This is a genomic window from Pelagovum sp. HNIBRBA483 (assembly GCF_040931995.1).
GTDB lineage: Bacteria > Pseudomonadota > Alphaproteobacteria > Rhodobacterales > Rhodobacteraceae > JAEPMR01.
The window spans coordinates 664,743-691,290 of record NZ_CP162412.1 but is presented as its reverse complement, the minus strand read 5'-3'; the positions used below and the strand labels follow the sequence as shown (position 1 = coordinate 691,290).

Genomic DNA, 26,548 nt, shown 5'->3' with positions numbered 1-26,548 from the left:
CGAACAAGTCGCGAAAGGCAACAGATGTCACAGAACGCCATTGAAATATCGGGTCTGCGCAAGACTTACCGCGCTTCTGGCCGCTCCCCCGCCAAAGAAGCTCTCAAAGGCGTCGATCTGGATATCCCGAGAGGGTCGATCTTCGGTTTGCTCGGCCCTAACGGGGCGGGAAAATCGACCTTGATCAACATCCTTGCTGGTCTTGTCACAAAGTCGGCGGGTACTGTCCGAATCTGGGGTTTCGATCAGGACAAAAATCCGAGGCAAAGCCGCGCCGCAATCGGGATCATGCCACAGGAACCCAACCTTGATCCGTTCTTCACGCCCCGTGGCAGCCTTGAAGTGCAAGCCGGCCTATACGGCGTTCCAAGATCTCAACGCCGCACCGAAGAAATTCTTGAACTCATCGGCCTGACCGACAAAGCGGAAGCTTACTCCCGCTCTCTCTCAGGCGGCATGCGGCGGCGGCTCCTCCTCGGAAAAGCCCTCGTCCACCGCCCACAGATTCTCGTGCTCGATGAACCCACTGCCGGTGTCGACATCGAACTGCGCAATATGCTCTGGAAAAATGTGCGGCGCCTGAACGAAGAAGACGGCATGACAATCATTTTGACCACCCATTACCTCGAAGAGGCAGAGGCGATGTGTGATGAGATCGCGATCATCAACCACGGCGAATTAATTACCCGCGATACCACCGCGAACCTGCTTGGTCGCTTGGACGGGAAAACCATGGTGATTCACCCTGACGGCGCCGCTGATATCCCACCGTTGCCAGCGGGAATCACCGCAAGCAAGCGCAATGATGGTGCACTCGTCTTTACCTATCGCAGTTCTACCACCACGGCCGAGTCAGTCCTCGCAGCGGTGCGGGACGTAGGCATCAGTATTCGCGACGTTAAGACCGAGGAAGCTGACCTTGAAGATGTATTCCTCTCGCTGACATCGGCGCGTTGATCACCGCGCAAGCATAGGCCCTAATGGCCGCCCCGAAACAATGTGCAGGTGGAAATGCGGCACTTCCTGTCCGCCATGTTCCCGCGAATTCGCGATTGCGCGAAAACCGTCATCAACGCCCAGAATCTCGCACACTTCAGCGACAGCCTTCATAAAACCATGCTGTTCTTCCGCGCTCGCATCGCGCGCAAAATGGTCAAGGCTGACATAGGCGCCCTTTGGGATCACCATCACATGCTGGGGTGCCTGCGGTGCGATATCATGAAATGCCAGCGCATGATCGTTTTCGTAAACAGTTTTATTCGGGATCTCTCCGCGCAGAATTTTGGCGAAAATGTTCTCGGGATCGTAAACAAATTCCACGGCTAGCTCCTCAGTCAACGAACAAATACGGCGTCTGCGCCACGCCAAGCGCTACATCATGATCCACCGATAGAAAAGCCTCCAGCGCCAATGCATTCTGTTCAGCGGAAATTCCTTCAGTAATCCGGAAATGGTCCGGAAACTGGGCATCCTTAATGGCATCACTTTCATAGATCACATCGTAGCGCACGGTGGGTAAAAGCTGCTGAAGCGTTTCCTTTTGTGTTTCCTCACCTGCGAGGCCAACGCGCTTGGCGTGGCCGATCAGGTAGTCGTCACTGAAATTACACTCTACTTCCAGAAGTTTGGTGCGCGACCTGTCAGAAAAGAAATCGTGCAAAAGGTCGATGCTCGCCGTGTCGATACACATGATCAGGCGCTTGGTATCGAAATACTCGAACAACATCCTCATGAGTGCGCGCCGGTGGCGGGTCCGTTTCGTCAGATTTTCCTGAATGCCGCCCAGATCCGGCAGCGGTGTATTCTCCTCGTTGAAGAGGTAATCAACAGCCGGAAGGTTTGTATGGTGCTTAATCGAACCGACCAAGCGCTTCGCCACATGCCATTTTTTGCAGGCAATGATCAGTAGTTCCCGATCACGCCCGAGTGAGCTGTCTTTTTCCCAAAAGCGCGGCCCGAACCTGCGCCCAACACGCCCCCGCCCGACCAGGAACTGAAAGCGATTGCGCCCTTCGTCCGAAATACGAAAATCAGTGCGCTCTGACGCATAAAGCGCGCCAAGGCGTGTCTTGAGTTTCTTTGCCTCTGGGCTGATCTTTCGCGCGAACAATGCATCCTGAGACAGAAGCAAATCGTAGTGATCATTATAGAACGTCACAGGCATCCCGTAATCGGTAAACATCAGGAATGTGAGCGTGCGACTCTCGATCTCGTGCCCGGGAACCAGATGACGGACAATCGTCTGAAAAAACGTCTCGTCTGGAATCCACGTCGTCTTGAAAAAACGCATGATATCGCGCCGCTTACGCGTGAAATCGATAACCCATTCGATCGTCCTTCGGCGCAAACACCACCACTGGCTTCCGATCATGATCTGTAGATCGTTTGGAATTTCCCTCTTTAGGCCGAGCCGCTTTTGCAACTCGAGGCTTTTGTAAAAAATCCACTTATTTTTACGTTCGTTGAAAAAATGGCGATAGATCAAACGCTCTTCGATCATACCGGTCTTGATCCAACCGCCCTCGAAATAATCAACGCTTTCAATGTAATCAACATCCCGCGAGTCGAGGAACCTGTGCGCATATTCGGCTGACTTGATCGCCATACAGTCGCCCGACACCATGTAGAAATGCGTCGCGCGGGGGAATTCATCAACCGCAGCCTCAATCGCATAGAGCGTTGCCCGAACGAGGCTCCATTCCCCCCAACCACACTTGATGCGTTTCTTTGCGAAAACGACATTAGGGTCGCTGCCGAGCTCATCTTTGATCTGCTCATAAGCCTCACTGGGAGCACTCGCATCGAAATGGATGGCGATATAATCTCCTGCGGCCGTCAGCTGTCGCGCTTGCTGCACGATCGCCGCCGGATCTTTGTGGCACAGAAGAATAAAGGCGATCTTTGCCATGCGTCCGCAGTTCCCGTTCTCTCCATTTTTGGTTTTCACTTGATAGCGTGAACCAAGGTTGAATAAACAGGGGATGTTGATTTTTTGAAAGCGTTATTGGGCTTTGGCGTCGATAAACGGCGCAAGGAGTAAGCAAAATGGGATTTCCCGGCACTTGGATGACTGAAAGCGAGAGCGTGATCTATCGCGTGGTTCCCAAATGTGCCTGCTCAACGATCGGTCAGGTTCTCTATTACTCGGACCACGGAACATATTTCGATGGCGACATCCACGATGCGCAATCCGGTATGCATAAATGGGCTTTTGATGCCAGCAAGGACGCCATTTCAGAAGCCGTCACCGCCCAGCAAGCCTATGCTTTCACATGCGTGCGCAACCCATACACCCGCATTTTGTCTTCCTTTTTTGACAAAATATGCGGCATCCAACGAAACGGGCGTCGCTATCGCGGCAACCTTGTCCCACTGCTCATCCAGAAATACGGAATCGAGGTCGGTGATCCCGCTACTGGCTTCGAGTTCGACCAGATCAAGAGCTTTCGCCGCTTCCTGCTCTTCGCGCGCGATACCATCCGCTGGCGCCGCCCGATGGATCCTGACATTCACTGGTCCGCGATGTCTGGCCACATCTCCACATTCATTGCCAATGGCGGCCGCTATAATCACATTTTCTGGACCGAGAAGTTCAACGAGGGCATGCAGGTTGTTCTCGACAATATCGAGACCCCTCACCCTGTTGACCTCGCCCAGACCCCGCGCTTCAACGAAAGTGAAGGTCATGGCCCCAAGCGCGCGCATCCGGTTGAAGACTATTTCGACGATCTTTCGATGCATCTGGTCTACGAGATGTACAAGAAAGACTTCCAGCTCTTCCGCTACGACTTTGAAAACCCCGCTAACAAGTTGCCGACCGGCGAAATCGACCTTGCCGAAATTCATGCAAAGCTGGGTGAATAGCGCCCGTTGCACTTCCTCCAGCGCCGCCCTACATCTGATCGCGATCTAAACTTGGGAGCATCGCATGAAAGCGCGCGTTAAATGGGCCGAAAGCCGGACCTTCATAGGAACCTCTGGCACCGGCCATTCAATCGTATTGGGCACTCGCCCCAACCCCGATGCACCGACACCCGGCCCGAGCCCAATGGAACTGGTTCTTATGGGAACGGCCGGCTGTTCCTCCTACGATGTCGTATCCATCCTTGAAAAAGGCCGCGAGCGGATCGAGGATTGCGTGTGCGATATTGATGGTGAGCGCGCCACTGAAGACCCTAAGGTCTTCACCAAAGTGCATATGCAATTCACGATATCGGGGCGCGGCTTGAACGAAAAGAAAGTCGCACGCGCAGTAGATCTGTCAGTCGAGAAATACTGCTCCGCCGTTGCAACATTGGCCAAAACTGCCGATGTCACTCACGCCTTCACGATCATTGACACAAGCGAGTGATCGCCTCAAATCAAACCGTGTTTAGTAAATAGCGCCTTGAGGTCCGCCTCGGGGCGCGCGCCGATGTGGCTGATGATTTCCGAGGCAGCAACACACCCCATGCGGCCGCAGGTTTCGGCATCATGGCCATTGACCAGCCCCCACATGAAGGCTCCCGCAAACAGGTCACCCGCGCCTGTTGCATCCACAATCTGCGTCGGTACAGCGGGCGCATGCCGCCGCACCCGACCAGAAATCACATGCGCCCCATGCTCGCTATCGGTGCAGGCGACCATTTCGACCTCCTCGCCGGCCTGCTTGAGCGCCTCGTCAAAATCGTCCGTCTGATACATCGATAGCATCTCGGCGCGGTTGCAGAACAACAGGTCGACGTCCTCGCGGATCATCATGCGGAAGGCATCGCGGTGCCTTTCCACGCAAAACGGATCAGAGAGCGTCAACGCGACTTTACCGCCCCGCCCCTTGCAAGCATTGATTGCCTTGGCGAAGGCCGCATGGCTGTCGGGTCCGTCAAACCTGTAGCCCTCCAGATAGATCCACTCCGCATCACCCATCATTTCGGGGTCGATGTCGGAGGGTTCCAGAAACTCGGTAACGCCGAGGTAGGTATTCATTGAACGCTCGCCATCCGGCGTCACCACCACAATGCAGCGCCCAGTCTCGCCATCTGCGTTTTTCGGGGCTAGCGCAGTTTGATACTCCGCTCCCTGCGCCCGCAAGTCATGCGCGAAAATCGCGCCAAGCTGATCGTCTTTCACTTTGCCGACATAGGCCGTCCGGCCACCAAGCTGGGCAATGCCGGCAATCGTGTTTGCCGCAGACCCTCCAGAGATCTCACGCGCCGGCCCGATCTGGCCATAAAGCGCGACCGCGCGCTCCATATCGATCAGTTGCATGATGCCTTTTTCAATCCCTGCTTCGTCCAGAAACGAGTCTTCGGCGCGGGTTAGAACATCCACCATCGCGTTCCCGATACCGACAACCTGAAACTTCTTCATATGCTCTTATCCTCGAACTTGCAGAGATCCCTGATCAAACAGGCTCCGCATTTTGGTTTGCGCGCCACGCAGATATAACGCCCGTGCAATATTAGCCAATGATGCGCATGGAGCTGAAAATCAGCAGGGATATGGTCCTCGATCGCGCGCTCGACGGCATCCACGTTCTTGCCCATCGCTATGCCAGTACGATTGCCCACGCGGAAGATATGCGTGTCCACCGCCTGCGCTGGAAAGCGCCACCACATGTTCAGCACCACGTTGGCCGTCTTCCGCCCGACCCCGGGTAGGGATTGCAGCGCTGCGCGGGAATTCGGGACTTCACCGCCGTATTCTTCAACCAGAATACGGGACAGCTTGATTACATTCTTAGCTTTGTTGCGGAACAGTCCAATCGTCTTGATATGTGCGATCAGGCCCTCTTCGCCCAGCTCAAGCATCTTTTGGGGCGTATCAGCAATCTTGAAAAGTTCCCGCGTCGCGCGGTTCACACCCGCATCCGTCGCCTGCGCAGATAGCGCCACCGCCACCACGAGCGTATAAGCATTCACATGGTCGAGCTCTCCCTTCGGCTCGGACTCCATGTCGCGAAAACGAGTGAAGATCTCTCGGATCGTGTGATAGTCAAGCTGCTTTACCATAAAGCGGGTATGCCTTTGGAGACACGCCTTCGCAAGCCTTCCCGTTTGCGCAAGTTTCGGGTCGCGGCGGTTCCATACAGAGCCTATGTTCCGAGTATGGAAGAGAACTACCATTTCACGCTGATCCGCCGCGCCTTGGATGTGATCGACACCCACGCGCAACAGGGACCGCTTTCACTTGAGGCGCTGTCAAAAGAGGTCGGCCTCAGTCCTGCCCATTTCCAGCGGCTATTTTCGCAATGGGTTGGCGTATCACCTAAGCGCTACCAACAATATCTTCACATAGATCACGCGCGCGAGCTGCTCAATTCCCGCCACAGCGTCCTCGATACGGCTCATTCTGTCGGGCTGTCAGGTGGCGGGCGGCTTCATGATCTCTTTGTGACATGGGAGGCCATGAGCCCCGGTGAATATGCGCGCGGGGGCAGCGGCCTGACAATCTATACAGGCTGGTTCGATAGCCCCTTCGGCCCCGCCTTGATAATGGGTACTGATCGCGGCATCTGCGGTTTGGCCTTTGCCGCCGAAATGGGACGGACAGAAGCCTATTCCGATCTTGCGGGGCGTTGGCCCAACGCCACTTTTGTTGAAGACAAAATTCGCCTGCTCCCGTGGGCAGAAGCGGCTTTTCTGACCCACAAGGAAACGCCGCTGCACCTTATCGGCGCTCCTTTCCAGATCAAGGTCTGGGAGGCGCTGCTCGCCATCCCGTCGGGCCATGTGAGCACCTATTCCGATCTCGCCGCGGCCATCGGTAACCCAAAAGCAGTTCGCGCCGTCGGCACCGCAGTTGGCCGCAACCCAATCAGCCTTCTCATCCCCTGCCACCGCGCTCTGCGCAAAAGCGGTGGCTTGGGGGGCTACCACTGGGGGCTGCCAGTCAAACGCGCGATCCTTGCATATGAATCCGCACGTCTGGAAGCGCTGGATACTTGAGCAATTCATCTCGGACATGCATCATGCTATTGCATAACATCCCACTGATTTAGATAGCTTGGCTCAAAGCGCCTCCGCTTCATAACGAAAGGAAAATAGTCATGACCCTTTCTCGCATCTCGCTGATCTTCGCCGCAGCCAGCCTGACGACAGTTTCCGCATGTGTCGACATGCGCGATACGAACAACCCGAACCGCAATGCCCAGCAAGGCGCATTGCTGGGTGCAGGTCTTGGTGCTTTGATCGGGCTATCGGGGGGCGAAACAGCAGAAGACCGGCGCGGCCGCGCCATCGCAGGCGCGGTGATCGGCGGCGGCCTTGGCGCGATCGGCGGGGCGGCGCTTGACCGGCAAGAAGCCGAGCTGCGCGAACAAATGGGCGGTCAGGTCGGCATCGTCAACACAGGCAACGAGCTGATCGTGACCATGCCTCAGGATATCCTTTTCGCGGTCGACTCAGCAGATCTAACCGGCGCCCTCCGCAGCGATCTCCGTACTTTGGCCGACAGTATCAACCGCTATCCTGATACGCGGATCAACGTGATCGGCCACACCGACAACACTGGCAGCGCAGAATACAACCAGGATCTCAGCGCCCGCCGCGCCAGCGCCGTGACCAACGTGCTCATCGAATCTGGTGTTTCGCCTCTCCGCATCCAGTCAATCGGCAGGGGAGAAAACGCCCCCATCGCAACCAACCTCACCCCTGAGGGACGGCAGCAGAACCGTCGCGTCGAGATTATTATCACCCCAACCGTCTGATTTTATTCACATTCCAAGATTGGGGCCACTCCGCGTGGCCCCTTTTTTGTTGCCGCCATGAGTCATTTGGTAATATATTTTTACCAATGGAGGAGAGACATGCCGTTCGAGAAGATCCAACAGGAGAAACTGTCCAACGGAGTGGTCAAGCAGATCGAGGGCTTGATCCTGCGTGGTATTCTCAAACCGGGCGAACGGCTCCCCGCCGAACGTGAAATGAGCGAGCGCCTCGGTGTCTCTCGTCCGTCACTGCGCGAAGCAATTTCTGATCTTCAGGAGCGCGGCTTGCTGACGACCCGTGCAGGCGCAGGGGTCTTCGTGGCAGATGTTCTTGGCTCTGCGTTTTCCGATGCATTGGTGCGGCTCTTTGCCAGCCATGACGAGGCGGTATTCGATTACATTCATTTCCGCCGTGATATGGAAGGGCTTGCCGCCGAGCGGGCGGCGAAACTTGGATCGGATACAGATTTGAAGGTCATTGATACGATCTTCAAGAAAATGGAAGCCGCCCACCAAAAACGCAATCCGTCCGACGAAGCACGGCTCGATGCGGATTTCCATCTCGCGATCATTGATGCCAGCCATAACGTCATCATGCTGCATATGATGCGTTCGATGTATCAATTGCTACGCGAGGGCGTGTTCTATAATCGGCAGGTTATGTTCAAGCAAAGGACAAGCCGCGAAGTCCTCATAGACCAACACCGTGCCATCAATAAGGCACTTCAAGCCCGCGACCCAGAGGGCGCGCGCGGCGCGGTAGAAGCGCATTTGACCTATGTCGAACGTGCTCTGACTGATCAGCAGCGGGCCGACCGCAACGAAGTTTATGCAAAGAAGCGCTTCGAACACGAAGCCTCTCGCTAGGGAACTACTCCGCAGGAGTGACGCCCCATTCGGCTTCTGAGCGCGCGACTAACCGATCATAGACATCACGCACATACACCAATGCATCGTCGGATTCTGCCAGAGGAATTGGTTTGTGATGCGGTTTCTTGAAGTCAGGCGCGCCTTCAGGAATATCCAACTTTTCCGCGATCACGGGCCAAAGGGCCGGATCATCACATAAACTCTCATAGCAGATAAAGGTCGCGTTGTGAGGTGCCTCCTTCAAGAGCCGCTCATACACGGCGCTCCATTGTCGGAGCCAATAGAGCAATTCGTTAGGCGAACTGCCTTCCGCCGCCTCCGGCGCAAAAGGCAAATGTCCCGCACCAAACTCGTGATGCGCCAGCCAATTCATATACGCGCCGACAAAGGGATCCTCCGTTTGCCGCTCCGTGAACCGTCGATGCTGACGCAATAACGAGGTTGCATGGTCAAGCGGATCTCTGAACATCACTAGTATATGCGCATTCGGAAACATCGCGCAGATCGCAGGTAAACGGATGATATTATTGTTGTTTTTCGAAAGATACCGCTTCTCCGGCGTCGCATTGAGGATCGCCGCGACATAGGCGCGAAACTTCTTCTGCAATTCAGCGGAGGGATGATGCGGCAGCATTTCCTTCTGGCCGATATAGGCTTCCCCATCAAACACCCGCCAAAACACCTCATCGAGGCACTCAGGGCTTTTCTGGCTCACCATTAGCCCGTCACCATGCGCCCGCTCCTGCATCGCCTCCGCATCCCGTCTTGGGCGGCGGAGTTTCTGCCAGAAGTTTGGTGCTAGAACAAATGGCATATCTTCGTAGAGCAAAGAGCGGAACGCGCCGCTGTCGTGGATTGTCCGCATAAGGGCCGTTGTGCCTGCGCGCGCAAGCCCAACGACAAAAACATGCGCACCCTCTTCAACCCACACGGTGCTGCCCCGCACCATGCGTTGGTCCATGTCAAAACAGGCTTCCGCAATCCCACGGTTTCCAAGCACCAAACGGTGCATGATACGCTCAAGCAGGCCATAATCGCTGTTCTGCTTTCGTGGCACGACCTTCGCGAGAGCCAACCAGAGTAACCCGCCGAACGTTGCAGCTATAAGTCCCGAAGGCGCCAGAAGAACGTCAAAAACTGCAAGATCGAAAAGCCCATCGAGCACAAACACGATGCTTGAAATCGCCAGCACAAACGCGCCCAGAAGCGCAACCGTTATTGCCGTTGCGCGCAAAGTTCTGAGCGCACAGCCACGCAACAACCGCTCTTTCCAGTGATCTGATGCACCTGACCGCCCAAGCGCTCTTATTGCCCGCTGGGAGGTCTGCGAAAAGATGCGAGCCTGTTCAACAAGCGGCAATCGTCTCAGAGCCGCCGCAGCGCCCATCCCGATCACCGCGACGATCAGCAATTGCTCGATCATGGCCTAATCGTCGCTCGAACTGTCACGCACAGCCTTGGCGGTTCGCTTCTTGAACATCCGCTTCATCGGATACCAAACAAGCCCTATGATCGCCATCAAGAGCGCGGCCAGAACACCAAGCACCGCCGTGATAGCGCCGAGCCCCATTCCGGGCCCGATATAGGCAAGAGCCGCATTCGGCATCACGAACATTGCAGCGGCAAAGAAAGCCACGAGCCTCAAATGTCGTTGCATGAAAATTCCTCCATTGTCAGATCGCCTTCGGGAACAAAGGCCATACTTGTGATCGCAAAATTTCGTGCCGGATCATCGGGGTCAGTACTGTAAAGCTCAAACACCCGACGGCCGTCCGGCGCGATCTCGAATACCCGCCCTTGCTGCGCACTGATAACAGCCAAAGTTCCATCGGGGCGGAAGCTGTGTTTTCCCCGAATAAACGAATAGAAATCATGTTCAGCCCCATCCAGAAGCACTTCACGCCCCATGACTTCAGCTGGTTGGAGAGCAACAATCTGGCTCGTGCGACGCCCCATCCGGTTGTCGAATACAGAAATGGTTCCGTCCGAGCGCCAGTCGGGATCATGCTGACGGTTTGTCTGCCCCGTCGCGTACCATTTTATTTGCGCAGTCTCCGGATCGACGACCAAGACCGTATTGAGGGTCCGCGCAGAAATCATAAGATCACCAGCCGCGAATTGTGGAAATGCCGCCGCCATATCTGCTGGAAGTGGTTCCACGTCATTGAGATGGAATGGATCCTGCATGTACAGACCCTCGACGTGTTCGGGATTGAGCCAAGGCTCATCCTCCTGCATGCGCGGCAGATCAATCAGACTGATATTCGGGTTCGCTGCGCGGATCTGGTCAAATGAAAGGGCAAGACGCTCCTCTCCAGTCTCGGCATCCACAGCGACAGCCCCTGTCTGACCCCAGTGAGAATTTTCCCATCCTGCTCCAACCGGCGCATAGTCGAAATCGCGCAAAGCCCAGAGACGCCCTTCCGAATAATGGACGCTGTGATGGAAGCTGCCAGGCTTGATCCAAACCAATCCGCCGCAGGTGTCGAAACGTTGCAATGACGTCCCGTTGTCCATCGCGAAGGCAAACGAGCCGTCAGGCAGAACGGCTAACCCATGCAGCAGCTTGCGATAGTCTGGCGTAATCGCATCTGGGTTGCCCACCACATTCCGAAGTGCCTGCTCGCCAATCGGCCAGAGCGCAACCATTTCCAAATCAGGAGATAGAATGACGACCGCATTCTGCGCGGTTCCGTTCACACGAAAAGCGCCACCAAGGTAACGCCAGCCCCGCGCATAATCCGGCTGCGCATCGATAAATATCCCCTCGGACAGCGGACGATACCCCCGCGCTACCGGATCCACATCTGCGGGGACCGAAACCAGCTCCTCACGAGCGGATGCCGACAGCATAAGGCGCAGCTCTTCGAAACTATCGTGCACATCTTCCGGAAATTGCGTTATCAGGAAAGCCACTTGCGCAGCACGATGAGTGGTTTTGTCGCGCGCGACAAGCGTAGCGGCCCATCCGAGGAGAACCGCGCCAATCAACAATATCAGGGCCGCCGCCGCAAATGCTCTTACCGAAATATTGCGGTCCAACACGCGTGACTCTCCCCTTGGCTGTTTCCAAATCGTAAACACAATCCTGACTATAACCGGATTGGCCTGCATATTTGGAAAAACAAAGGCAAAATTAAGGAAAGCGCCCGCAAAAGAAAAAAGCCCGGCGCTGCCGGGCTTTGATCTGCAATTTGACCTCTCAGCGAGACTTAGTGGAGCTTCGCATCCACATCAGCAATCGCTGCATCGATCAATTTATTGGCGTCCGCTGCGGTCATTTGCTCCGCGATGATTTGGCGCGATGCGTTGATCGCGACAGTCACCGCCTGATTGCGGATATCCTTGATGGCAGACGCCTGAGCGCTTGCGATCTGATCTTGTGCAACTGCCAAGCGACGCTGCACAGAGGCCGCGATGTCCGCCTTGGCTTGCTCGGCGGCACGGCTTGCTTCGTCCTTCGCGCTTGCGACAATCCTGTCAGCCTGCTCTTGGACTTCTTTCTGCTTCCGCTCATACGAAGCCAACAAGGCCTGCGCTTCTTCACGAAGTGCCTTGGCTTCTTCCAGCTCGGATTTGATACCGTCAGCGCGCTTGTCCAGCATGCCACCGAGCATCCCAGGCACTTTGAAATAAACCAAAACGCCAAGGAACACGAGGAATGCAATGCTGACGATAAGGTCAGTATTCGTTAGGTGCCAGAAATCCGCAGAAAACGGGTTCTTGCTGGCAGCCAGAGCAGGTGTCCCAACAAGTGCGAAGACAAGGGTCATGATCTTTTTCATCGCCTTATCCCTTCATCTGCGCTTTGACAGCCGCAGTGACTGTCTTTGCGTCCGCTTTGCCACCAAGTGCTGCGACAATCTCTTTTGCCGTATCTTTGGCAACGTCGGTCACGCTCTTCACAGCGTTCTCGCGAATTTCGGCAATAGCCTTCTCGCTCTCGGCTGTCTTTGCCGCAATCTCGGCGTCTGCCTTCTTCAGCTCTGCATCAAGCTCGGACTGAATTTCGGCTTTTGCCTCGGCAACAATCCGGTTGGCTTCCGCCCGCGCGTCTGCCAGCGCTTGATTATAAGCGGCTTCTGCTTCCTGTGCTTTGAGCTTCAGCTCTTCGGCAGCAGCAATATCATTCGTTATGGTGCCTGCACGTTCGGCCAATACTGCGCTGATGCGCGGCAGGGCAATACGCGACAGGACAAAGTAGATCACGACGAGCGTGACTACGAGCCAGAAAATCTGGTTTGGGAAGGTCGAGAAGTCCAGCTGCGGCATACCCGCACCAGAGGCTTCCGCCCCGTGTGCGCCTGCGTCAGCGGCGTTTTCGACCGTTGTGGATTCGCCTGCCATCTCTCGTCTCTCCGTCGGACCTAAGTCATGTCATCGGGGGCGCGGATCAGGCCGCGCGCCCCGACCGTAAGGACACGTCTTTGGATTAGACGGCGAACATCAGCAGCAGAGCGACGAGGAACGAGAAGATCCCCAGAGCTTCTGCGAATGCGATGCCGATGAAGAGAGTTGCAGTCTGCGAAGCAGCTGCGGACGGGTTGCGCAGAGCGCCGGCGAGGAAGTTGCCAGCAACGTGGCCCACACCGATTGCAGCAGCGCCGGAACCGATAGCGGCCAGACCAGCACCGATGAATTGACCGAGTTGTGCGATATCGCCTTCCATGATTTTTCTCCTTACGATGGAATTGCGTTAGTTAGAGATCCGGACCTTAGTGCGAGGGATGCAGAGCATCTTTCAGGTAAACACAGGTCAGAATGGTGAAAACGTAAGCCTGAATACCGGCTACGAGAACTTCGAGACCGTAGATGGCGCTGATCGCGAGCACCGATACGGGGCTGATGGCGGCAATCGCTGCAAAGCCAGCGAACACCTTGATCACCGCGTGACCCGCCATGATGTTGCCGCCCAAACGAATGGAGTGGCTGACAGGGCGCACGAAGTAGGAAATCAGTTCGATCACGGCAAGGATCGGACGCAGCGCGAGCGGTGCGGACGACACCCAGAAAAGACCAAGGAAAGCAGCACCGTTCTTGACGAAACCAACAATTGTCACCGTCAGGAACACGGCGGCAGCCAGAACAGCCGTGACAGCGATGTGGCTGGTGGTCGCAAAGCTCATCGGCAACAGGCCAAGGAAGTTCGAGAACAGGATGAAGATGAAAAGCGTGATGATGTAGGGGAAGAACTTCACTGCGTCCTTACCAGCGACATCCTCAACCATCTTGTAGGTGAAACCGTAGATCAGCTCACCGATGGACTGCATCCGGCTCGGGATAACGGCACGGCCACGACCACCCACGACGAAGACCAAAACAACCGCCACAACCGCCAGGAACATCCACAGCGTTACGTTGGTCGGAGTGTACCAATGGATCGGCCCATCGCCGAACAGTGGTTTGACAATGAACTGGTCGAGCGGGTGGAATACCAGACCGCCGGATTCTTCGCCATGTGCTTCGGTCGCCACGTCAGTTGTCCTCATCTTCGCCAGCCAATTTGGCCAGCTGTTTCATCTGCATTTCTTTGGCTGAGTTCAGCATCGTTTTGACGCCGGCCGCAAAGCCAAAAAATATGAACAGCACCAGAAAGATCGGCATGGTCCCAAACAGGGTATCCAGCCCGTATCCGATGCCAAAGCCGATCCCAAGACCGGCAACAAGCTCGATAACCATCCGCCAAGCAAGCTGCGCCTGCGAATAGTCTTTTTTCATGTGGTGATCATCATCACCCGTCTTTCGCGCCTGTTCGATCCGCTCTTCGAGCAGCTTCAAACGCTCTTCGGCAGAGGGTTCGCGCATGTCTGACACGATGGATTTCCCCCACATGAAACTTGGCGCCTTGCTAGGGTCTAGCACGCCATGAGTCAAGCCGGCTTGGCGGACGGGCTATTCCCATGCAACTTATTGAAATAAAACAAATTCAAAGGAAACCCTGACCGAAAGGAAAGTGCGGCATCCGGCGAGAGGGGTGCATTTCATCAAACCTTTGATATTCAACCTTTTGGTTGATCTTTGCTCGACCAGTGAAACAGGCGCCCGTCGATAAACACCAATCCTCCAAAAATCGCGGCCAGTCCCGCGTACTGAATCGGCAGCACCGTTTCCTCCAGAACCAGCACCCCCAGCAGGAGCGCCGCCACCGGCGCAATAAATGTGACGGTGGATGCCGCCGTGCCACCCACCTTGGGGATCAGCCAGAAGAGAATGATGAACGCAGCAGCCGTCAGGACAAATCCGATCACACCGAGCGCCGCCCATGTCTCCGCCTGCGAGATCCGCGGAGCGCCGGTGGTCACAGCCGCGATCGGAACCATTACCGACGCACCAACCAACAACGCCCATGCCGTCAGCACCGTACGGTCCATCCCGTCAAACGTCCGCAAGTAGTTCAACGCAAGCCCGTAACTCAACGGTGCCAGTAGTGCGAAGGCAAGCGCCCAAGGCGCCGAGTCGCCTTCTCCCTGCAGCGACGGCACTGCAAGCAACACGATACCGGAAAACCCGGCCACCACACCAAACGACTTCAACAAAGTCGCGCGCTCACCACCCGGCCAGAAGTGACTGACCAGCACCACCATAATCGGGGCCATTGCGTTGATGATCCCCGCCGCCGAGGAGGTTATATATTGCTGCGATAGAGGGAAGATCGTGAGCGGCATCCCGTATTGCAGCATGCCAAATACCACCAGATGCCCAATCACCGCGATCGGAACCAGCCGCGCTTTCCCGCGCAAACTCAGCCAAAGCCAACATCCAAGCGCACCAGTGGCCATACGGCCGGCCCCTACCCAAAGCGGATGCAACTCGCGGAGCAAAATTTCATTAAAGAAGAATGACGACCCCCAACCGGCCGCCAACACCAAGATAATCGCCCAATAACGTAGCGGCATACTCATCCCCCCTCACCCACATGGCAGTTTAACCCTGCTTTGAGGTGGGGCCAAATGAATTAGATTGACCCCTTACGCCCATCTAGCTACGCCAAAGACGTGACCAAAACCGCAACACTCGATACCGTCTTTGCAGCGCTGGCAGACCCGACCCGCCGCGCCATCCTCACAATGCTGCTTGAGGACGATATGGCCGTGACTGATGTTGCCGACCCATTCGAGATGTCGCTGGCGGCGATTTCCAAGCATCTTGGCGTTCTGACTTCGGCAGGTTTGATAAGTCAGGAAAAGCGCGGCAGGGTCAAATGGTGCAAGCTTGAGCCGGACTCGCTGCGCGAAGCCTCTGTCTGGATGAAAGGTTTCGGTTTGATGGAAAGTGTCGATCTAGACGCATTTGAACGCTTCCTTGCAACCGAGATCGATGAATCTCCTACTCCCTGAGCAGCAGCAACAACGCCGTCACGGTTAAAACAAGCCCCGCCATCACCAACGGCGCTGGCGGACTGCCACCCAAGGCCAACTCCCACGCGATTGCCCAACTCGGGGTCAGATAGGTGTAGGCCATGACCTTGGCCGAAGGGAGCCGCATCGTCGCATAAAGAAGTGTAGACGCTGTCATCGCAGTTGCCGCCACCGCCGTGTAAGCGATCGTGACCCAAGCCAGCAGCGGCAGAGCGAACCAGTCCGTCGCCAACAGGTCCGAAAGGCCGAAGGCTGTCGCCACGATGGCAGCATAGACAACCACCCAGAAGGTGTAGAGCAATGGCTGTTCACCCCGGTTCACCATCCTGCCAAACGGGGTGTAGAACGCATGGGCAAAACAGCCAACAAAGAAGATCAACTCCCCCCGCCCCAAATCCAGCGCCAGCAACGCCTGAAGATCGGCTTTGAAGATCACCCAGATCGCACCCGCACCGCCAAGCGCAAGGGCCAACGCCATGCGCGAAGTCATTCGCTGGCGCAGCAAGACCCATCCAAAAAAGCCAGACATGATCGGCGTCAGCGTCAAGACTGCGGCGATACTGACCGACGAGGCCGTTTTCAGCCCTTCAAACATGGTGATGAAATAGAGCGCGAAAATCGCACCTAAAATGGCATAACGCCAGTGACCGCCCAACCGCGGATTGAGCCGCCCGCCACCTGCCCGAACAACAGCCCCCAGCAAAAGCGCGGCCAGCCAGAAACGCACCGCATTGAGCGCAAAGGGGCTTATATCATTCGCAACCCGTTGCCCCAGTGCAAAGGAGCCGGCCACTCCGGCAGACCAAATCAGCATCGCCAAATGCCCACGACCGGCAGGCGTCATACTTGCGTCCAGCCACTCGCGCTTGCTTTCAGCGCTGCCAGAAACGCCTGCACCTTGGCCGTCCGGTGCAAGTCAACGTGGGTGACGAGCCACAGCGGCGCACTCCACTCCTGTTTCGGGGGCAAAATCTGCACCATTTCCGGGTGCTCGCGCAAAGTCCAACAGGGCAAAAAACCGATCCCTGCTCCGGAAAGGATCGCAAGTTGCGAGGAGACATCCTCCGTGGTTCGGAAGACCACCCGCTCGCGCGGCACGACGCCAGAGAGCCATCTCATGAAAGGCGCGCGGTTGTTTTCGCTGTCATGTCCGACGAACCAATGATCCGAAAGCTCTTCCTCGCTCTTGGGCAACCCATGCCGCTCGATATATTCCGGCGCGGCCACCATGAAGTACTGCTGTTGCACAAAAGGCTGCACAACATTGTCGGGTTCCTGTGGCGCTGTCCCCGCGCGAATGGCCACATGCGCTTCGCCGTATTCAAGCCGAAAAAGCCGCTCACCCGTCAAATACCGCACGAGGAGGCCCGGATTCTCCTGTTGAAAACGCAGGATGATGGGCGTCAGTTGCGGTGCCAGTGCGACGATAGACGTTACAACCAGCTCGCCCGTCACCCCATCGCCTTGTCCGCGAATGCGGCCCGCAAGCTGGGCGAACTGGTCATCAGTCGCCTGCGCGACCCGCAGCAAATCCATACCTGCCTCGGTCGCGGTGTAGCCACGCGCGTGCCGCTGGAAGAGTTTAACCCCCAATCGCGCCTCAAGCGCATCAATATGGCGTATCACCGTCGCATGATGTACGCCCAGCGCATCTGCCGCGCCACTGACTGTACCGAGTCGCGCGACCTGATATGCGGTCCGGACCTCATCCCAATTTTCCATCACGAGCCATACGCCCTTCTGTGCGAGAATTCACATTATAGGGCAATCATTATGGTGATTGTTCGGTTATGCAACCCTGCGCAGCATCTCCAAAAACGGGGCGCCTGTACTTGGCTTGACTCGTGCCCCCTCTCAGCCTAAACGCCCCACATTGCCCGGAAGTTCATTGCTTCCGGTCCTCGCGCCTGTGCGGGGATCGCCCTCCACCAGCGCGTTGCGCCCGTGGGGGTGCGCGTCGTTTGGAATTTTCGCGTTCGGCACTTACCTGTCGGATACTCACAGCAACGGTCATGGAGGGCCAAGGCATGTTTGAAAATCTTTCCGACCGCCTCTCTGGCGTCTTTGACCGTCTGACAAAGCAGGGCGCGCTGTCTGAGGATGACGTCCGCGCCGCCCTGCGTGAGGTGCGCGTCGCCCTTCTGGAAGCCGACGTTTCCCTTCCCGTCACTCGTAGCTTCGTTAAAGCGGTCGAAAAGAAAGCCACCGGCCAAGCCGTGACCAAGTCGGTCACCCCTGGCCAGCAGGTCGTCAAAATCGTCCATGACGAACTCGTCCATGTCCTCACCGGCGAGGATGAACCGGGCCAGTTGAAAATCGACAACCCGCCCGCACCGATCTTGATGGTCGGCCTGCAAGGCTCGGGTAAAACCACCACCACAGCCAAGCTCGCCAAGCGCCTCATGGAACGTGAAGGCAAGCGCGTGTTGATGGCCTCGCTCGACGTCAACCGCCCCGCCGCGATGGAACAACTCGCCATCCTCGGCAAGCAGATCGGCGTTGATACCCTTCCCATCGTCAAGGGCGAAGACCCCGTCACCATCGCGAAGCGGGCCAAAACCCAAGCGAGCCTTGGCGGTTACGACGTCTACATGCTCGACACGGCAGGCCGCTTGCACATTGATCAGGAACTGATCCAGCAGGCCGCCGAAGTGCGCGATGTCGCCAACCCGCGCGAAACACTGCTCGTCGTCGATGGCCTCACTGGTCAGGACGCAGTAAACGTCGCGCAGGAGTTTGACGACAAGATCGGCGTCACCGGCGTTGTCCTTACCCGTATGGACGGTGACGGCCGCGGCGGCGCGGCGCTCTCCATGCGCGCTGTGACCGGCAAACCCATTCGCTTCGTCGGCTTGGGCGAGAAGATGGACGCGATCGAAACTTTCGAGCCGTCGCGCATCGCGGGCCGCATCCTCGGCATGGGCGATATCGTCAGCCTTGTTGAGAAAGCCCAGCAGACGTTGGAAGCCGAGCAGGCCGAACGCATGGTCAAGCGCCTGCAAAAAGGCCGCTTTAACATGAACGACCTGAAGATGCAGCTCGAGCAGATGCTCAAAATGGGCGGCATGGAAAGCGTCATGAGCATGATGCCCGGCATGGGTAAAATGTCGAAGCAGATGTCCGCCGCCGGTATGGATGACACAATGCTGCGCCGCCAGATCGCGCTGATCAATTCAATGACCAAGAAAGAGCGCGCCAATCCCGACCTCCTTCAGGCCAGCCGCAAAAAGCGGATCGCCGCTGGTGCGGGGCTTGAAGTTTCGGAACTCAACAAGCTTCTGAAACAGCAACGCCAGATGGCCGACATGATGAAAAAGATCGGCAAAATGGGCAAAGGCGGCGCTTTGCGTCAGGCAATGAAGGGGATGTTCGGCAAAGGCGCAGGCGCGATGCCCGATATGAACGACCCCAAAGCCATGCAGGAAGCAGCGAAAGCGCTCCAAGGGCAGTTGCCCTCCGGCTTTGGCGGTGCTGCGGGCGGCCTTCCCACCGGCTTGTCCGGTTTCGGAAAGAAGAAGTAACGTGAACCGCGCAGCGCCTCATATCCCTGTCAGCACCGTTGACCAGCGCCTCGAAACTGAGCGTCTCGTTCTGCGCCGTCCGGATGCGCGGGATTGGCCGGCCGCACGGGCATTTTTCATGTCCGAGCGGTCCGCACCAATTGGCGGCCCTTCCGACGAAGGCCGCGCGTGGCGCATTCTTGCCGCCGAAATCGGCCACTGGGATATGCGCGGCTATGGCATGTGGATCGTCACCCGCCGCGGCGCAGAGGAAACAGCTCTCGGCCTGATCGGACCTTGGTTCCCCGCCGATTGGCCTGAAACCGAAATCGGCTGGATGATCTGGGACGACAGCGTCGAAGGCACCGGCATCGCCACTGAAGCCGCCCGCGCCGCAATCAATCATGCATGGGATGTGCTCGGCTGGCAAACCATCGTGAGCTACATCGCCCCCAACAACACCCGCTCCATTCGCTTGGCCGAGAAGCTCGGCGCCGTGCTCGACCCCGAAGCGCCACAACCTAAGCCGGATCAGCCCTGCCTGGTCTATCGTCACCCCGCTTCACAGGGGGCAGGCGCATGAGGTATCCTTGGCAAATGGCACCAACCGGAGGTGCTGCAGAAATCACCCGCAAAATCTCGCACCAATTGCCAGAATTGCGCACTCCACGGCTGTTGCTGCGCGTCCCCCGATTGAGTGATTTCGATGCTTATGCCCGCATCGTGACGAGCGATCGTGGCCGTTATATCGGCGGGCCGATGACCCATGAAGAAGCATGGCTCGACTTCAATCAATTGACCGCAGGCTGGCTTCTGCGCGGTGCGGGGCTCTGGACGGTTGAGCGCAATGACGGCGGCGCGCCAATCGGGTTTGTGCTTCTCGCGCATGAATTTGGCGATCCCGAAGCCGAGCTGGGCTTCCTCTTCCTGCCCGAAGGCGAGGGCCGCGGCTATGCCGCCGAAGCCACCCGCGCCGCGCGCGATGTCGCGTTCGACCTCCTCGGCTGGCAGACGGTTGTCAGCTACATTGATCCCGCAAATGCCCGCGCGATCCGCCTCGCCGAAAGCCTCGGCGCGGTCAGCGATGATGCCGCCCGCATGATGCTCTCGGCAGATGAGCCTTGCCTCGTCTATCGCCATATCCAGCCCAAAGGAGCGCTCTCCTGATGACTGATGCCGTCACCCGCGCTGCAGATTTGCTCAAAGAACACCGCGACAGCATCGACCGCCTCGATGCCATTCTCGTGTTTACGCTTGCCGAGCGTTTCAAGCACACCCAATCCGTTGGTCGTCTCAAAGCCGAGCACGACCTCCCACCGTCCGATCCCGCCCGCGAAGAGCAGCAGATCGCACGGCTCACCGATCTTGCGAACGAGGCCAATCTCGACCCCGAATTCGCCAAGAAATTCCTGAACTTCATCATTCAGGAAGTTATCCAACACCACAAACAACACCAGACGTAAGGCGGCCAGACCGCCCCCCTGCCATTCAAAGGAGAAACTCACATGGCTATGAAAATTCGTCTCGCCCGCGGCGGCTCCAAAAAGCGCCCCTTCTACCGCATCGTTGCTGCTGACAGCCGCATGCCGCGCGATGGCCGCTTCATCGAGAAGCTCGGCTCCTACAACCCGCTCCTGCCGAAGGACAGCGAAGAGCGCGTTCAGATGAACGTCGAGCGCGTTCAGCACTGGCTCGATCAGGGCGCCCAGCCGACCGACCGCGTTTCCCGCTTCCTCGAAGCAGCTGGCGTCATCGCAAAGAAAGAGCGCAACAACCCGAAAAAGGCCGTTCCGGGCAAAGCGGCTCAAGACCGCGCTGAAGCCAAAGCTGCCAAAGCCGCAGAAGCGGCCGAAGCCGCTGCCGCACCGGCCGAAGAATCTGCTGAATAATCAGGCATGGCGGGGGGCTTCGGCTCCCCGCCACTTCGTCTCGTCATGTTTTGGCTCTTTCGCAAACTTCTGATCCCCGTTGCCGCATTCGGATGTGGTATGTGGATCCAGTACGGCCTCTCGCAAGAGAACTGTCTGGATCGCGGCGGGGCATGGTCAGCAGGCGTTTGCTATGGAGCGAAGCAATGAGTGATTCACGGGTCATCGTTGGCGCAATTGCCGGTGCCTTTGGCGTGCGCGGCGAGGTGCGTCTTAAATCCTACTGTGCCGAACCTGCCGCCATCGCAGAATACACTCCTCTGTTTACGGCCGACGGCGCGCACAGCTTCACCACCATCGTCCTCACAGGCCAGACGAAAAACGGCCTCACAGCCCGGATCGACGGGATCGTCACCAAAGAAGACGCCGACGCGCTCAAGGGCACCGATCTTTATGCCAAACGGGAGTGCCTGCCATCCCTGCCGGATGACGAGTTTTACCATGCCGATCTGATCGGCCTGACGGTTTTTGATACCGGCGGCGTCGCACTCGGGACGGTCCGTGCCGTCCAAAACCACGGTGCAACAGACCTTCTCGAAGTTCACAGCCCCGGTGCGCGCTCGTCCGTTCTTCTGCCCTTCACTCAAGCCGCCGTTCCCACCGTAGACCTCGCCTCCGGCCGGATCATCGCCGATCCTCCCGCCGGGCTCTTCGAGTGAACCGCCAATGAGCGATGAAACCCGTTTCAAGGCCATCGGCCGGAAGTCGATACGCCCGACCCTACAGCCCCGCGACCTGATGAGCGAAACGCCGGAACTGGCCCGCGCATGGCGGGCTCAGGTTATCACGCTGTTTCCCCAAGCCTTCCCCGGCACCTTGGGCGAAAGCCTGACAGGCAAGGCACTGCAAGATGGCCGCTGGCAGCTTGACACCATCGACCTGCGCCCGTTCGGCGAAGGCAAACATCGCAATGTTGACGACACACCAGCCGGCGGCGGCGCTGGCATGGTCCTGCGCGCTGATGTTCTGGGACGCGCCGTTGACCATGCACGCCAGCGGCATCGTGGCGTCATGCCATTGATATACCTCTCCCCGCGCGGCGCGCCGTTCACCCAAGCGATGGCGCGTCGGCTCGCCGCATGTGACGGTGTCACCCTGCTGTGCGGCCGCTTCGAAGGCGTAGATCAGCGCGTTCTGGATCACTTCGACATCGAAGAGATCAGCCTTGGCGATTTTGTCATGACCGGCGGCGAAATTGCCGCGCAGGCAGTGCTCGATGCCACGGTTCGCCTCCTGCCCGGTGTTCTGGGTAATACCAGCTCGATCGACGAAGAAAGCCACTCCAACGGGCTCTTGGAACATCCGCAATATACCCGCCCCGCCATCTGGCAAGGCCGTGAAATACCGCCTGTCCTGATGTCTGGCCACCACGGCAAAATCGAAAAGTGGCGCAAATCCGAGTCCGAGGCGCTCACCAAATCCCGCCGCCCCGATATGTGGGAAACATATCAAGCGCAGAAAGCTGATCCCAAGGGCGACTAGCCCCTCGTCGGCAGGGATTTACACCGCCTTCATATGGCGCGACATCCCTCTTGATCACATGGACCACACCCCTTATACGACGCAGGTCCGCAGCCGGAATCGGCTTGCGGGACGTTGTTCTTTTGGAGCTGCTTTCTTCGGCAGTTTTTGTCCAAAGTACAGCGACACAAGCAACGACGACCTGATCTCTGGCGGGCGCGGTACGCGGACCCGGAAGAAGACCAAGAGCTCTTAGGGCGCGCAAACTTTGCGGAACAAACCGCAAGCAATCATAGGAGTGGATCAGATGGACCTGATCGCACAGATCGAGGCGGAACAAATCGCCGCCCTCGGGAAAGACATTCCCGATTTCAAAGCCGGTGACACCATCCGCGTCGGCTTTAAGGTGACCGAAGGCACCCGCACCCGTGTGCAGAACTACGAAGGCGTTTGCATCAGCCGTAAAAACGGCCAAGGCATTGCCGGCTCGTTCACCGTTCGCAAGATTTCCTTCGGCGAAGGCGTGGAACGTGTGTTCCCGCTCTACTCGACCAACATCGACAGCATCACCGTTGTGCGTCGTGGTCGTGTCCGCCGCTCGAAGCTCTACTACCTGCGCTCGCGCCGCGGTAAGTCCGCACGGATCGCCGAGCAGTCGAACTACAAGCCGCTTGGCGGCGCTGAAGCGTAAGGAGACGATGAGATGAAAAAAGACATCCATCCCGACTACCACATGATCGACGTCAAGATGACGGACGGCACGATCGTCCAGATGAAATCCACTTGGGGCAAGGAAGGCGACACGCTTTCCCTCGACATCGACCCCTCCGTGCACCCTGCATGGACCGGCGGAACCTCCCGTCTGCTCGACGCTGGCGGCCGCGTCTCCAAGTTCAAGAACAAGTACGCCGGTCTGGGCTTCTAAGCTGCCGCGTAATTGGCAAGAAAGAACGCCGCCCCTCGGGGCGGCGTTTTTGTTTTCAAGTCTTGTGGAAGGCAGGCAGCGCGCCCTATGCCGCGTTGCGTGCACCAGCCGGCTTCCGGCGGCGCTTATGACGCGGCGGCTTGCTCGCCGTATTGCCAGGCTTCTGCCCGCCACCGTGACGGCGCGGACCACCGCGCCCGCCACGCGGCTTCGGCTTTTCTTCCTCAGATGGTGCCCAAGGGCGACCGGACGCAACAGGGATCGGCCCCTTCAGGACCTTCTCGATATCACGCATATCGCCCATCTCGTCGGGTGCGCACAATGCGACGGCCATTCCGTCCGCACCTGCCCGCGCCGTCCGGCCAATCCGGTGGACGTAGTTCTCCGGCACATTCGGCAGCTCATAGTTATAGACGTACCGCACACCCGGAATATCAATGCCCCGCGCTGCAACATCGGTCGCGACCAGAATCTTGGTCTTACCCTCGCGGAAATCCTTTATAGCTCGGTCGCGTTGCCCTTGGCTCTTGTTGCCGTGGATCGCTGCCACCGAAAAACCCTTCGCTGCCAATTGGCGGGAAAGCTTCTCCATCCCATGCTTGGTCCGCCCAAAGACGAGCGCCATCTCGTCGCGGTGACCATCCAGCAATTCAATCAGCAGATCGGTTTTCACGGCCTTCGCAACATAGTGCACCGATTGCTCGATTTTGTCCGCCGCCTGCCCCGGAGGGTTCACCTGCACGCGGATCGCGTTGGTCAGGAAACTTTCCGCCAACTCGGCCATCTGCTTCGGCATCGTGGCGGAGAACAGCATCGTCTGGCGTTCTTTTGGCAACAGCGGCGCAATCTTGCGCAGGGCATGGATAAAACCGAGGTCCAGCATCTGGTCGGCTTCATCCAAAACGAGGAATTCCGTCATATCCAGACGCACAGCACCGCGGTCCAGCAGGTCGATCAAGCGCCCCGGAGTCGCAACGAGAATGCTCGTTCCCTTTTCCAGTCGCCGCATCTGGCCAACGATTCCAGCTCCACCCACAACCAACACAGTTTTCAGGTGCGTTCCCTCAGAGAAAGCGGAGAGGTTATCGGCAATCTGTTTCGCCAATTCGCGCGTCGGCGCAAGGATCAGCGCACGGGCCGATTTCGCGGCAGGCTTCGATCCGTTCTTGAGAAGCGCATCCAGCATCGGCAAGCCAAAGGCAGCCGTCTTTCCGGTGCCGGTCTGGGCCAGCCCCATCACATCACGCCCGTTCATCGCGTGTGGGATTGCTTGTTTCTGAATCGGTGTCGGGTCGGTCAGGCCAAGCTCACTGAGCTTCGCCACGAGTCGGGGCGCGAGCCCCAGCATATCAAAATCCATATTTATCCTATCGGCATGGCAAACCACCATGCACCAAACGCCAGCATCCATAGCTGGCCGTCTGCAGGTCTGCGCGCGATGCTGATCCGATGGCCTCATGCCGTCGAACCGACCGGCGCGGCACCCCTGCGTGACTGTGGGAACCACGTTCATCCGGCGTCTCGCACCTCGGCAATGCCATTGATGCTCTGCTCACGCGGCAGGACGTCTCGGATTGACTGCATATGGGCCTTCCGCGCTCACTAGTCAAGGTCTTTGATTGCATGGCTGCCATTCACCACTCCGGCATTTTCGGCTAATGAGCTAACATTCCGCCTCTTTCGATGAACAAAGGACACCCTTCATCATGTCAGAAACCGCCCAGCGGCAGGTGCCACGCGGCGTCGCCACAATCGAACTGGCGGTCGCAGATGCCCCGCTCGCATTCGAGTTCGTCGTGCTGCCCAATGCCTCCATGCAGGCCTTTAGCTCCGCGATCGAACCGCTGCGCGTGCTGAACCAGCTTGTCGGGCGTCCCCTCGTTTCGTGGCGGGTCGTCACGGTAGATGGAGCCACTGCGCAATTTTCATGCGGTCTGCAATTTCTCCCCGACGGCTCGGCCACTACCCCCCCGCGCGACGCCATCTTGATGGTCTGCGCAGGTGTCGAACCCGAGAAATCTCTCAGTCCTGAAGTGGTCGCCCTCGTGCGCAAGGCGTGGCGCCACGGCAATACTGTCGGCGGCATCTGCACCGGCGCCTACACACTTGCCGAGGCCGGCATCCTCGAAGGCCGCGCCTTTACGCTGCATTGGGAAAACACCGAGTCCTTTGAACTGCGCTACCCCAAGCTGATGTCCAACAGAAAGCTCTACGCCATCGACGGCAAGATCATGACCTGTTCCGGCGGCACAGCATCTACCGACCTAATCCTATCGATCATCCGCCAACGCTTTGGGCCGCTTGCAGCCAATGTTGTGATGGAGATGTGCCTTCATACATCGATGCGGAGTGATTCCGAAACACAGCGCGCCTCGCTCGCCTATATCTACGGCGTTCGGAACGCGCGTTTCTTGCGCATCCTCGAAGACCTAGAAGACCCCGAAACATGGGATATGACCGGCGACGAGTTTGCAATCCGCCACGCGATCTCACGGCGACAAATGGAACGTCTCTTCAAGACGTATACAGGCCAATCACCGCAAAAATACGCGAAGAACCTGCGCCTCGAACGCGCGCGCATCCAGCTTGTTCAAACCAATAAGACGATCGTGCAAATCGCCATCGATTGCGGGTTTGCCAGCGCCGATACGTTCTCTCTCAACTTCAAGCGGCGTTTCAATGTCTCGCCACTTGAATACTCAAAAGCGTTTCGCCACGCAGCCAAGAACTGATTGCCCGAGTTTTCCACAGCAGATTTCAACCGAATTTTGCGCCATCGCTTCCCCTTGATGGTCACAGGCCATATAGTCCGCGCAAAC

The 26,548-nt window shown here is 57.6% G+C and carries 33 protein-coding genes; 17 read left to right on the top strand and 16 right to left on the bottom strand.

Annotated features, from left to right (window positions below):
* Positions 1-24: 24 nt before the first annotated feature.
* Positions 25-957, top strand: a complete 933-nt coding sequence (locus AB1E42_RS03545; RefSeq protein ID WP_368345623.1) for an ABC transporter ATP-binding protein — start codon at positions 25-27, stop codon at positions 955-957.
* On the opposite strand, the gene AB1E42_RS03540 is transcribed toward AB1E42_RS03545, so the two are convergent.
* Positions 958-1,320 carry an HIT domain-containing protein gene (locus AB1E42_RS03540; protein WP_368345622.1) on the bottom strand — a complete coding sequence of 121 codons (363 nt, stop codon included), beginning with the start codon at positions 1,318-1,320 and terminating at the stop codon, positions 958-960.
* Positions 1,321-1,330: 10 nt separating this feature from the next.
* The gene (locus AB1E42_RS03535; RefSeq protein ID WP_368345621.1) at positions 1,331-2,908 is read right to left on the bottom strand and encodes a DUF5928 domain-containing protein; all 1,578 of its coding nucleotides are present in this window, start codon (positions 2,906-2,908) and stop codon (positions 1,331-1,333) included.
* A gap of 137 nt (positions 2,909-3,045) precedes the next feature.
* Between AB1E42_RS03535 and AB1E42_RS03530 the strand changes: the two genes are divergently transcribed.
* Together AB1E42_RS03530 and AB1E42_RS03525 are read left to right on the top strand one after the other, a co-directional pair.
* Positions 3,046-3,864: a sulfotransferase family protein gene (locus AB1E42_RS03530; protein WP_368345620.1), complete on the top strand. Its 819-nt coding sequence runs from the start codon at positions 3,046-3,048 to the stop codon at positions 3,862-3,864.
* 64 nt (positions 3,865-3,928) lie between these two features.
* Positions 3,929-4,351: an OsmC family protein gene (locus AB1E42_RS03525; RefSeq protein WP_368345619.1), complete on the top strand. Its 423-nt coding sequence runs from the start codon at positions 3,929-3,931 to the stop codon at positions 4,349-4,351.
* A gap of 5 nt (positions 4,352-4,356) precedes the next feature.
* On the opposite strand, the gene AB1E42_RS03520 is transcribed toward AB1E42_RS03525, so the two are convergent.
* Positions 4,357-5,349, bottom strand: a complete 993-nt coding sequence (locus AB1E42_RS03520) for an adenosine kinase (protein ID WP_368345618.1) — start codon at positions 5,347-5,349, stop codon at positions 4,357-4,359.
* Positions 5,346-5,990: an endonuclease III gene (gene nth, locus AB1E42_RS03515; protein ID WP_368345617.1), complete on the bottom strand. Its 645-nt coding sequence runs from the start codon at positions 5,988-5,990 to the stop codon at positions 5,346-5,348. The genes AB1E42_RS03520 and nth overlap by 4 nt, the downstream gene beginning before the upstream one ends.
* Positions 5,991-6,086: 96 nt before the next feature.
* On the opposite strand from nth, the gene AB1E42_RS03510 reads away from it, so the two are divergent.
* From AB1E42_RS03510 to AB1E42_RS03500, 3 genes are all read left to right on the top strand, one after another.
* Positions 6,087-6,926, top strand: coding sequence for a methylated-DNA--[protein]-cysteine S-methyltransferase (locus tag AB1E42_RS03510; protein ID WP_368345616.1), 840 nt, complete (start codon positions 6,087-6,089; stop codon positions 6,924-6,926).
* Positions 6,927-7,027: 101 nt separating this feature from the next.
* Positions 7,028-7,687, top strand: a complete 660-nt coding sequence (locus AB1E42_RS03505; RefSeq protein ID WP_368345615.1) for an OmpA family protein — start codon at positions 7,028-7,030, stop codon at positions 7,685-7,687.
* 99 nt (positions 7,688-7,786) lie between these two features.
* Entirely contained in the window at positions 7,787-8,554 is a 768-nt protein-coding gene (locus AB1E42_RS03500; protein WP_368345614.1) for an FCD domain-containing protein, read from the top strand.
* 4 nt (positions 8,555-8,558) lie between these two features.
* On the opposite strand, the gene AB1E42_RS03495 is transcribed toward AB1E42_RS03500, so the two are convergent.
* The 9 genes from AB1E42_RS03495 to AB1E42_RS03455 all read right to left on the bottom strand — a co-directional run bounded on the left by AB1E42_RS03495 (position 8,559) and on the right by AB1E42_RS03455 (position 15,453).
* Complete coding sequence (locus AB1E42_RS03495) at positions 8,559-9,980, bottom strand: sulfotransferase (protein ID WP_368345613.1); 1,422 nt, start codon at positions 9,978-9,980, stop codon at positions 8,559-8,561.
* Between the two features lie 3 nt (positions 9,981-9,983).
* Positions 9,984-10,214 (bottom strand): hypothetical protein, encoded by a 231-nt coding sequence (locus AB1E42_RS03490; RefSeq protein ID WP_368345612.1) that lies wholly within the window; start codon positions 10,212-10,214, stop codon positions 9,984-9,986.
* On the bottom strand, positions 10,199-11,602 hold the full coding sequence (locus AB1E42_RS03485) for an arylsulfotransferase family protein (protein WP_368345611.1): 1,404 nt from the start codon (positions 11,600-11,602) through the stop codon (positions 10,199-10,201). The genes AB1E42_RS03490 and AB1E42_RS03485 overlap by 16 nt, the downstream gene beginning before the upstream one ends.
* 167 nt (positions 11,603-11,769) lie before the next feature.
* The gene (locus AB1E42_RS03480) at positions 11,770-12,342 is read right to left on the bottom strand and encodes a F0F1 ATP synthase subunit B (RefSeq protein WP_368345610.1); all 573 of its coding nucleotides are present in this window, start codon (positions 12,340-12,342) and stop codon (positions 11,770-11,772) included.
* 4 nt (positions 12,343-12,346) lie between these two features.
* Positions 12,347-12,829, bottom strand: a complete 483-nt coding sequence (locus AB1E42_RS03475; protein ID WP_368346358.1) for a F0F1 ATP synthase subunit B' — start codon at positions 12,827-12,829, stop codon at positions 12,347-12,349.
* 160 nt (positions 12,830-12,989) lie between these two features.
* Positions 12,990-13,226 carry a F0F1 ATP synthase subunit C gene (locus AB1E42_RS03470; RefSeq protein ID WP_368345609.1) on the bottom strand — a complete coding sequence of 79 codons (237 nt, stop codon included), beginning with the start codon at positions 13,224-13,226 and terminating at the stop codon, positions 12,990-12,992.
* A 46-nt stretch (positions 13,227-13,272) separates the two neighbouring features.
* Positions 13,273-14,046 carry a F0F1 ATP synthase subunit A gene (locus AB1E42_RS03465; protein ID WP_368345608.1) on the bottom strand — a complete coding sequence of 258 codons (774 nt, stop codon included), beginning with the start codon at positions 14,044-14,046 and terminating at the stop codon, positions 13,273-13,275.
* Complete coding sequence (locus tag AB1E42_RS03460) at positions 14,033-14,362, bottom strand: AtpZ/AtpI family protein (RefSeq protein WP_368346357.1); 330 nt, start codon at positions 14,360-14,362, stop codon at positions 14,033-14,035. Before AB1E42_RS03460 ends, AB1E42_RS03465 begins: the two co-directional genes overlap by 14 nt.
* 194 nt (positions 14,363-14,556) lie before the next feature.
* Entirely contained in the window at positions 14,557-15,453 is an 897-nt protein-coding gene (locus AB1E42_RS03455) for a DMT family transporter (RefSeq protein ID WP_368345607.1), read from the bottom strand.
* A 99-nt stretch (positions 15,454-15,552) separates the two neighbouring features.
* On the opposite strand from AB1E42_RS03455, the gene AB1E42_RS03450 reads away from it, so the two are divergent.
* Entirely contained in the window at positions 15,553-15,894 is a 342-nt protein-coding gene (locus tag AB1E42_RS03450) for an ArsR/SmtB family transcription factor (protein ID WP_368345606.1), read from the top strand.
* Here the strand turns inward: AB1E42_RS03450 and AB1E42_RS03445 are convergent.
* A complete protein-coding gene (locus tag AB1E42_RS03445; RefSeq protein ID WP_368345605.1) occupies positions 15,884-16,759 on the bottom strand; it encodes a DMT family transporter in 876 nt (291 codons plus the stop codon). The genes AB1E42_RS03450 and AB1E42_RS03445 overlap by 11 nt on opposite strands.
* Entirely contained in the window at positions 16,756-17,637 is an 882-nt protein-coding gene (locus tag AB1E42_RS03440; protein WP_368345604.1) for a LysR family transcriptional regulator, read from the bottom strand. Before AB1E42_RS03440 ends, AB1E42_RS03445 begins: the two co-directional genes overlap by 4 nt.
* A 305-nt stretch (positions 17,638-17,942) precedes the next feature.
* Between AB1E42_RS03440 and ffh the strand changes: the two genes are divergently transcribed.
* The 9 genes from ffh (at position 17,943) to rpmE (ending at position 23,729) form a co-directional block, all read left to right on the top strand.
* On the top strand, positions 17,943-19,436 hold the full coding sequence (ffh, locus tag AB1E42_RS03435) for a signal recognition particle protein (protein WP_368345603.1): 1,494 nt from the start codon (positions 17,943-17,945) through the stop codon (positions 19,434-19,436).
* 1 nt (position 19,437) lies between these two features.
* Positions 19,438-19,998, top strand: coding sequence for a GNAT family N-acetyltransferase (locus tag AB1E42_RS03430; protein ID WP_368345602.1), 561 nt, complete (start codon positions 19,438-19,440; stop codon positions 19,996-19,998).
* Positions 19,995-20,582: a GNAT family N-acetyltransferase gene (locus tag AB1E42_RS03425; RefSeq protein ID WP_368345601.1), complete on the top strand. Its 588-nt coding sequence runs from the start codon at positions 19,995-19,997 to the stop codon at positions 20,580-20,582. Before AB1E42_RS03430 ends, AB1E42_RS03425 begins: the two co-directional genes overlap by 4 nt.
* Entirely contained in the window at positions 20,582-20,878 is a 297-nt protein-coding gene (locus AB1E42_RS03420) for a chorismate mutase (RefSeq protein ID WP_368345600.1), read from the top strand. The genes AB1E42_RS03425 and AB1E42_RS03420 overlap by 1 nt, the downstream gene beginning before the upstream one ends.
* Positions 20,879-20,920: 42 nt before the next feature.
* Positions 20,921-21,304, top strand: a complete 384-nt coding sequence (gene rpsP / locus AB1E42_RS03415) for a 30S ribosomal protein S16 (protein ID WP_368345599.1) — start codon at positions 20,921-20,923, stop codon at positions 21,302-21,304.
* Between the two features lie 185 nt (positions 21,305-21,489).
* Positions 21,490-22,002 (top strand): ribosome maturation factor RimM, encoded by a 513-nt coding sequence (gene rimM / locus AB1E42_RS03410; RefSeq protein ID WP_368345598.1) that lies wholly within the window; start codon positions 21,490-21,492, stop codon positions 22,000-22,002.
* A 7-nt stretch (positions 22,003-22,009) separates the two neighbouring features.
* The gene (gene trmD / locus AB1E42_RS03405) at positions 22,010-22,825 is read left to right on the top strand and encodes a tRNA (guanosine(37)-N1)-methyltransferase TrmD (RefSeq protein ID WP_368345597.1); all 816 of its coding nucleotides are present in this window, start codon (positions 22,010-22,012) and stop codon (positions 22,823-22,825) included.
* A 286-nt stretch (positions 22,826-23,111) separates the two neighbouring features.
* Positions 23,112-23,495 (top strand): 50S ribosomal protein L19, encoded by a 384-nt coding sequence (gene rplS, locus AB1E42_RS03400; RefSeq protein WP_368345596.1) that lies wholly within the window; start codon positions 23,112-23,114, stop codon positions 23,493-23,495.
* Positions 23,496-23,507: 12 nt separating this feature from the next.
* Positions 23,508-23,729: a 50S ribosomal protein L31 gene (gene rpmE / locus AB1E42_RS03395; RefSeq protein ID WP_368345595.1), complete on the top strand. Its 222-nt coding sequence runs from the start codon at positions 23,508-23,510 to the stop codon at positions 23,727-23,729.
* 85 nt (positions 23,730-23,814) lie between these two features.
* On the opposite strand, the gene AB1E42_RS03390 is transcribed toward rpmE, so the two are convergent.
* On the bottom strand, positions 23,815-25,089 hold the full coding sequence (locus AB1E42_RS03390) for a DEAD/DEAH box helicase (RefSeq protein WP_368345594.1): 1,275 nt from the start codon (positions 25,087-25,089) through the stop codon (positions 23,815-23,817).
* A 346-nt stretch (positions 25,090-25,435) separates the two neighbouring features.
* Between AB1E42_RS03390 and AB1E42_RS03385 the strand changes: the two genes are divergently transcribed.
* Positions 25,436-26,461, top strand: a complete 1,026-nt coding sequence (locus tag AB1E42_RS03385; RefSeq protein WP_368345593.1) for a GlxA family transcriptional regulator — start codon at positions 25,436-25,438, stop codon at positions 26,459-26,461.
* The last annotated feature ends 87 nt before the right edge of the window (positions 26,462-26,548 follow it).